Origin of the sequence: Streptomyces albidus (ex Kaewkla and Franco 2022) (assembly GCF_013870515.1) — a bacterium.
Classification (GTDB): domain Bacteria; phylum Actinomycetota; class Actinomycetes; order Streptomycetales; family Streptomycetaceae; genus Streptomyces; species Streptomyces albidus.
On the sequence record NZ_JACBXA010000352.1, the window covers coordinates 1 to 4,558 of the forward strand.

At 73.8% G+C, this 4,558-nt stretch carries 2 protein-coding genes; both read right to left on the reverse strand.

What is annotated here, in order from left to right; genetic code table 11:
* Positions 1-3,021, reverse strand: a 3,021-nt coding sequence (locus H5J26_RS28565) for a type I polyketide synthase (protein WP_181768863.1), incomplete at its 3' end; no start/stop codon positions are given.
* Positions 3,022-3,026: 5 nt separating this feature from the next.
* On the reverse strand, positions 3,027-4,558 hold a 1,532-nt coding region (locus H5J26_RS28570; RefSeq protein ID WP_181768864.1), incomplete at its 5' end, for an SDR family NAD(P)-dependent oxidoreductase.

The following is a 4,558-nucleotide window of genomic DNA, read 5'->3' on the forward strand; positions in this document are numbered from 1 at the left end:
CCGTCCCGCGGGACGGCGGTGGGCGGTGTGTGCCGGGAGGGCGCGACGGCGGGCTCCGGCGCCGATGAGATCGGCGGCGGCGGAGGCCGTGTCGTTGAGGAGCGCGGAGAGTTCGGCGGCCAGCGGATCGCGCGTACCGGCCTGGTCGAGCCGCGCCATGGAGGCCGATGCCTGTGCGGGCGTGCCGGCTGCGCGTGCGGCAGCCGGGAGAGCCGGGGCCTGCTGCGCCGCGGCACTCGTCACCGATCCGGCGAGGCTGCCGTGCATCTGCTCGGGCAGCGACAGCAGCGCGCCGTTCAGGTCGAGGCGCATGCCGGGACGCGCGGCGGCCTTCGGGCTCTGCTTCGTCCGCGAGAGGTCGGCGGGGCCCACCAGCGGTTCGACGTCCGGCTGCGCGCCGTCCACCCACAGGGCGGTGACGACCCGGCGCAGCTGCGCGAGGCTGTCCCTGTTGCTCGCATGGGCGGAGACGACGAGTCGGTCGCGGCCCGAGAGCGTGTCGTCGATGAGCGAGCCGAGCTGTCCGGCGCCCATCTGGACGAAGGCCCGGTAGCCCGCGTCGTGCATCGCGTTGATCATCAGCCGGAAGCGCACCGGCTCCAGCAGATGCCGTACGAACAACTCCCGTACCGCTTCCGGCTCTTGCGGATAGAGCGAGGCGGTGGTGGCCGACCACACGGGGGTGCTCTGCGGGTGCAGGGTGTAGGTGTCGGCCGCTCTGCGGATCGGTTCCAGGTACGGAGCGAGCATCGGCGTGTGGAAGCCCGAACGGAACGGGAGGACCTGGCAGATCACCCCGGCGGCCCGCATCTTCACCACGATGTCGGTGACGGCTTCCTCGGGACCGCAGATCATCGACTGGTTGGGCGCGTTGTCGTGGGAGAGCACCACGTCCTCGCGCCCGCCCAGTTCCGCGAGGACCTCATCCGCGGGCATGCCCAGGACGCCGAAGACGGCGCCGGGCACCCGCAGGGCGTCCGGGTCGAACTGGGCGAGGAAGGCGTCGACTTCGTCGGCGGCGTGGATGCCGCCGCAGGCCATCGCCGTCCACTCCCCCACGCTGTGCCCGGCCAGGGCGTCGGGCACGACCAAGAGACGGCGCAGCGCGGCGTCCAGCATCCTGCCCAGCTGGAAGACGGCGGCACCGTGACGGCCGACGTCACCGACCTTGGCGTCGTCCCGGCCCTTCAGCTTCTCCAGCCCGAACCGCTCGGCCAGTTCGGCCACCCGGGGATCGAACTCGGCCTCCAGGCCCGGGAAGACGAACGCGGTGCGTCCGCCGGCGGCGCCGAGCATCGGACGCGGGCTGAACCACACGTCGCTGCGTCCGCGCCACGCGACGCCCTTGCTCACGGCCTTGCGGGCCAGCTTCAGCCGTCGCTCCGTCGGGTCGACGATGCCGAGCCGGCACGGTGCGCTCACCGCGGCGTGCTCGTCGAGACCGGCGGCGAGCACCGCCGAGTCGTCACCCTCGAGGACGGCCGCCAGGGCCTCGGGGCCCTCGGCGGCGAGCCGCAGCACCCGTTCGGGTTCGGTGACCGTCGCACGTGCCGTGCCGGGGCCGGGTGTCACTGCGGCGCTCGCGGAGGCCGAGGGGCGCGTGGCGGGCGCTTCCAGTACGACGTGTGCGTTGATACCGCCGAAGCCGAAGGCGTTGACGCCCGCCCTGCGCGGTGCGCCGCTCTCGGGCTGCTTCCAGGGGCGGGCCGCGTCCAGCGGTGCGAAGTGGGTGCGTTCGAGGGCGGGGTGGGGGTCGTCGCAGTGGAGCGTCGGGGGCAGCACCCCGTGGTGGACGGCGAGTGCCGCCTTGATGAGGCCTGCGATGCCGGCGGCCGGCATGGTGTGTCCGATCATGGACTTCACCGAGCCGATGGCGGCGGGCTCGCCGTTGCGGGGGCCGAATACCTCGGCGAGGGTGGTCAGTTCGGCTTCGTCACCCGCCGGGGTGGCGGTGCCGTGCGCCTCCAGGAGGCCGATGGCGTCCTCGGCGCGCGGGTCGAGGCCCGCGACCTCCCACGCCTGGCGCACCGCGCGTACCTGCCCGCCCGGGTCGGGGTTGAAGAGGCTGGCGCTGCGGCCGTCGCTGGCCACTCCGGTGCCGGAGACGACGGCGTAGATGCGGTCGCCGTCGCGTTCCGCGTCCTCGAGGCGCTTGAGGACGACCACACCGGTGCCCTCACCGATGAGCACGCCGTCGGCCCCGCGGTGCAGGGGGCGTATTCGCTGGCTCCTGGAGAGCGCGCCGAGCTGGCTGAAGACGCTCCACAGGGTGATGTCGTGGCAGTGGTGCACGCCGCCGGCCAGCATGATGTCGCAGCGGCCCGCGTCGAGTTCGCGTACGGCGTGGTCGACGGCCACCAGCGAGGACGCGCACGCGGCGTCGACGGTGTAGGCGGGACCCCGCAGGTCGAGCCGGTTGGCGACACGTGAGGCGGCCAGGTTCGGTACGAGCCCGATCGCCGACTCGGGTGCCTCAGGGCCCAGTTGGTCGGCGAAGGCCGAGCGGACCTGCTCCAGCCGCTCCTCGCCGAGTTCCGGCACCAGCTCGCGCAGCGTGCGCACCACCTGGTTGCTGGTGCGCACGCGCTGGTCGAGGCGCACCAGTCCGGGCGTGAGATAGCCGCCCCGGCCCAGCACGACGCCGGCGCGCTGCCGGTCCTCGGGCAGCACCTTCGTCCCGCCGGCGTCCTCGATGGACTGGTGGGCCACGTCGAGGGCGATCAGCTGGTCCGGCTCGGTGCCCGGCACCGAGTTGGGCATGATGCCGAACCGGGTCAGGTCGTACTCGGTGCTCTGGTCGATGAACCCGCCGCGGCGGCAGTAGACGCGGTCGGCCCGTCTCGGCCCCTCGGCGGCGTAGAACTCCTCGTCCCAGCGCCCGGCCGGGACGTCGGTGATCGCGTCGACGCCGCCGAGGATGTTCTGCCAGTAGCTGTCCAGGTTCCCGGCGCCCGGGAACAGGGCCGCCATGCCGACGATGGCGACCGGCTTGCGGCCCGTGCTCCGTCCCGGGGAGGACATGGCCGTCACCATCCTGATGCAGCGGAGACCACCGCGTGCACCGTGGGCGCCCCCCAGGCGAGTTCGCGCAGCAGGCTCAGCGGCCCCTCCTCGGGGTCGATGAGCTTGATGCCCCGTGCCGCGTAGGAGCGCATCAGCTCCGGGGTCACCATGCCGCCGTTCGTCTCCGAAGCGGCCCAGGGCCCCCAGTGGACGGTCAGGCCGCGGCGGTCCTCGTTGGACCAGCGCCGGCCCAGCTCCTCGAGGGCGTCGTTGGCCGCCGCGTAGTCGCACTGGCCGCGGTTGCCGAGGGCGGCCGCGATGCTGCCGAAGAGCACCGCGAAGCGCGGGCCTTCGGGCAGTGCCCCGACGGCGTCGAGCAGCACGCGCGCTCCGTCGGCCTTGGTGGTGAAGACCCGGCGGAAGGACTCGGGTGACTTCTCCGCGATCAGCTTGTCCTCGATGACGCCGGCCGCGTAGACGACTCCGTCGAGCCTGCCGTGCTCCGCGTGGATCTCCTTCACCGCGGCTCGTACTGCCTCCACGTCCAGCACGTCGACCGAGCGGTAGCGCGCCTGGCTGCCCGACTCCCGCAGGGCGGCGAGAGTTTCGCGCACCTCGCGCTCGGCGAGGACGGCGCTCATGGCGCGCTCGATCTCCGCGGGCGACTTCATGCCGGAGCTGATCAGGGCGCTGCGCAGTTCGTCGCGTCCGCGTGCCGAGGCCGTCGCCGGGTCCTCCTGGGGAGACGGCACCGGTGTGCGGCCGAGCAGTTCGATCCGGCAGCGGCCGGTGGCGGCGATCGTACGGGCGAAGCGGGCGGTGATGCCCCGTGCGCCTCCGGCCAGCAGGACGACCGAGTCGCGGTCGAGCCCCGCCGCAGCGGCCTCGGCCACACCGTCACCGGCCGGGCCCGCGCCGGTGGCGGCGACGGCGCCCAGGTCGGTGGGTATGAGCTTCAGCGCGCGCCTGCGTCCGCCTTCGGCGAGGACGACGGGTTCACGCTCCGTGGCGCCGAGTTCGGCCACGAGGATGTCGGCCACGGCTTCGGGGGTGTCCTCGGAGCCCACCTCGACGAGGGTCGCGGCGGTCTCGTCGTACTCGCGGGCGACGCTGCGGAAGAAGCCCCGCAGGCCCGTCGCGGCCCCCTCGCTCCGTCGCTCCACGGCCAGCAGCTGCTTCGGGCCGGCCGCCAGGACGGCCTGGAAGAGCGGGAAGGCGTCGGGGAGCTGGGTGTCCGGAGCTGCGAACGCCTGCAGGTAGAGGACGGCCTCGCCCGTGCGTTCCGGGACGTCACCGTCGGGGACGGTCTCGGGCTGTGCGCCGGCCGCCCGCAGCCGCTCCGCCACGAGCGGGGCGAGCGGGCCGCCGCCGAGCAGCGTGACGGTGGTGCCTGCGGCGACGGTGCCGGTGGGGGCGGGAAGCTCGGTCTCGCTGAACTCCAGCCGCTGCGGCGGCACCACGACGGCTTCAGTGCCTGCCGGGCCGGAGGCGGCGGGCTGTTCGGCAGGTGCGGGGCTGCTGGACGCGGCCGCGGATTCCCCTCCGCCCAGCCGTT